The sequence below is a fragment of the Archangium sp. genome, assembly GCF_036388035.1.
GTDB lineage: Bacteria > Myxococcota > Myxococcia > Myxococcales > Myxococcaceae > Archangium.
The window spans coordinates 1-3,133 of record NZ_DASVSO010000616.1 but is presented as its reverse complement, the minus strand read 5'-3'; the positions used below and the strand labels follow the sequence as shown (position 1 = coordinate 3,133).

Below are 3,133 nucleotides of genomic sequence, written 5' to 3'. Positions count from 1 at the left end.
ACGGCGGCGCCCTTAGCCAGCACCGGGGTCTGCCAGACGGCGCCCCGGGCCCGGTCCACCGACGGCAGCCAGGCGACCGGCGGCGCGCCGGTCAGCGCCTCGAGCCCGTTGCTCAGCAGCACCACGCCGGCGCCGGCCACCGCCGTGAGCTGCACGCCGCCGAGCGCCAGCAGGGCCCGAGCGCGGGAGAGGCCCGCGGCGCGCAGCAGGGCATAGTCCCCCACCTCCTGGGGCAGCTCGTGGGCAATCACCGCCATCGCGGTGGCCAACCCGGCCTGGGGCGAGACGAGGAAGGCCGCCGCCATCGCCGCGCCGTCTCCGATGTTGTGCAGCGCGTCCGCCGCCAGCAGCGAGGGCACCACGGTGGAGGAGGACTCCAGGGGCTCGTGGTGATGGTGGCCGGGCTCATGGGTGGAGTGGTCGTGGTGGTGGGGACCCAGGAACCACTCGACGAAGGTGAGCGCCAGGAAGCTGCCGAGCGCCCACCGGAAGGCCGCGGGCCCGGTGGCCTCCACCGCCTCGGGGAAGACCTCGAGGAACACCGCGCCCAGCAAGGCCCCGGCCGAGAAGGCGACGAGCGCCGACAGGTGCCGGGCGAGCCATCGCTCCGAGAGGAGTCCCCCCGTCAGTCCCGCGAGACCGGTGGCCAGGACCGCGAGCCAGATGAAGAGGGTGGTGCGTTCCATGAAGGGGAGACCCGCCCCGCGCTAGCGCCAGTCCGTGAGCCAGCGCAGCAGCGCGTCCGCCGCGTCCACGTGGACGAAGTGGCCCGCCTGGGGCAGCGTGGCCACGGGACAGCCCAGGGCCTCCATTCGCGCCAGGTCCGCGTCGCTGACGTAGTGCGCCCGCCCGCCCCGGATGCAGCGCACCCGGGCGCCCGGGCGCTCCAGCACGGCCCACAGGTCCTCTCCGTTCACCCGCCCGTGGAACTCGGCGAGCGACTCCCGGTCGAAGCGCCAGCGCACCCCGCCGTCCGGCGCCGACTCCAGGTTCATGATGAGCCAGTCCGAGAGCGGCCCGGACAGGCCGCGCCCCGTCAGCTCCGCTCGCATCGTCTTGCGGTCCGGCGCGCTGGCCGGCGCGGCCCGGAGCAGTTCGAGCACCTTGCCGCTCTCGGACAGGGCGGTGGGGATGGGGCTGGGGGAGATGTCCATCAGCGTCACGCTGGCCACGTCCTCGGGGGCGCGCAGGCTCGCGGCGAGCGACACGCGCCCGCCCAGCGAGTGCCCCACGAGGTCCAGCGGCCCCACCAGGCCCGCGGCGCGCGCCGTCTCCACCACGTCCGCGGCCACCGTGGACAGGGTGGCCCCGGGGGGCAGTCGGGGCGAGGCGCCATGGCCCGTCAGGTCCGGCAGGAGGAAGCGGCGGCCCTTGTCCACCTCGCTCCAGGCCGTCGCCAGCGAGCGCAGGTTGCGCCCCGTACCGAGGAAGCCGTGCAGCAGCACCGTCGGCCGCTGCCCCTCACCCACCTGGAAGCTCTCGAGAATCACGCTCGCCCCCTATATCCCGAGTGCCCCCACGTCGCAGTGCATTCGCTCGGCTGTCGTCAGATGCCGAATGGCCAGGTGTCGGCGGCATCCTCCTCCTCGTGGCCGGCGTCCGCGTCCAGCGGGTGCACGGCGCTCGTCAGGTCATAGTGGAGCACCGCGTCGAACTGCGCCGGCAGGTTCGCGTAGAAGTAGTGGCTGTGGCGCTCGGAGTGCGGCGCGTAGATGACGCCGATGGCCCGCTCCAGCCGCCGCTCGTGCAGGCCCGCGCCCGCCTCGCCCAGGTCCTCCATCCGCAGCAGGAAGCCGGGGAGGCCCACCTCGTGGAGGAGCGCCTCGTAGCTGCCCCGCAGCGCCGGCCGCACCCGCCGCTTGAGGCCCGGCTCGTCCCACTCCCGCGCGGCGATGACGGTGCCCGAGTAGGTGGTGAAGCCCACGTTGAAGGTTTCCCGGCCGTGGCGCTCGCGCAGGAGCTGGCCCAGGTTCAGCTCGCCCTGGTCACCCATCTGCGTGGCGCGTGCGTCGCCCAGGTGCGAGTTGTGGGCCCAGATGACCAGGCGCGCTGGCTTGCCGTGGCGGCGGCTCAGGTACTCGGACAGGGCGTCGGCCGTGTCCGCCATATGCGTGTCGCGCAGGTTCCAGGACTCGTTGCGCCCCGAGTACATGGCCCGGTAGTAGGCCTCCGCGTCGATCGCCAGCCGCGCGTTCTGCTGCGCGTAGAAGAGCGCGTCTTCCTCCCGCGTCCCGTGCGCCACCTCGCGCTGGCGCAGCTCGATGAGCTGCTGGATGACCTCGGCCTCACAGGGGTCCTCGAAGCCATACGACGTGGCGTGACCATAGGCCTGTGGCTCCGAGCCAAAGCGGTCGAAGCAGGCATAGCGGGCCCTCGCCTGCTCGGCCGCCTCGGGGTCTCGCGTCTCCAGGTAGCGCACCACCTCGCGCATGGAGGCGTGCAGGCTGTAGAGGTCCAGGCCGTAGAAGCCGGCCTGGACCCCGGTGGGCCCCTGCGCGGCGTTGTGCTCGCGCAGCCACTCCACCAGCTCCAGCACCTCGGTGTTGCGCCACATCCACTTGGGGAAGCGCTGGAAGTTGTCGAAGGCGTGCTTCGCCTCCGCGTCCCCCTCCTCGCCCTGGATGTACTGGTTGACCCGCAGTGCGTCCGGCCAGTCCGCCTCCACGGCCACCGCGCTGAAGCCCTGCTCGGCGATGAGCCGCCGGGTGAGGGTGGCGCGGGCCCGGTAGAACTCGTGGGTGCCGTGGGTGGCCTCGCCCAGCAGCACGAAGCGCGCATCTCCGATGCTCTCGATGAGCGCGTCGAAGTCCGAGTCCTCGTCCTTCAGCGGGATGGCCGCGGTGCGCACACCATCGATGAGCTCGGGACGGAAGCCTCTTCGCCGTTCCTCTTCATCAAAGGGATTCATGCCATTGAAGGTGGGCAGGCGGACCCATCCCTGCCCACGGTGATCCGAATAGCTGGAGGGTTGACAGACGGGAAGGCGCGCCCGTCTTCCAACTGGCCCTCCCCAGGCGAGCAGCCGAGCGCTCGCGGGGAATAACGCGAGAAACCCGGACTGGCCATCCCCGGGGGGCATGTCCACCTTCGACGACATGCAGCGCAACCGAGAGGACGCGAAGGTGATGAAGGG

General features: G+C 72.1%; 3 protein-coding genes. All 3 read right to left on the bottom strand.

Annotated features, from left to right (window positions below):
- On the bottom strand, positions 1 to 686 hold a 686-nt coding region (locus VF697_RS25160; protein WP_331099213.1), incomplete at its 3' end, for a ZIP family metal transporter.
- Positions 687 to 707: 21 nt separating this feature from the next.
- A complete protein-coding gene (locus VF697_RS25155) occupies positions 708 to 1,490 on the bottom strand; it encodes an alpha/beta hydrolase (RefSeq protein WP_331099211.1) in 783 nt (260 codons plus the stop codon).
- Between the two features lie 56 nt (positions 1,491 to 1,546).
- Positions 1,547 to 2,908 (bottom strand): erythromycin esterase family protein, encoded by a 1,362-nt coding sequence (locus VF697_RS25150; RefSeq protein WP_331099215.1) that lies wholly within the window; start codon positions 2,906 to 2,908, stop codon positions 1,547 to 1,549.
- Between the last annotated feature and the right edge of the window lie 225 nt (positions 2,909 to 3,133).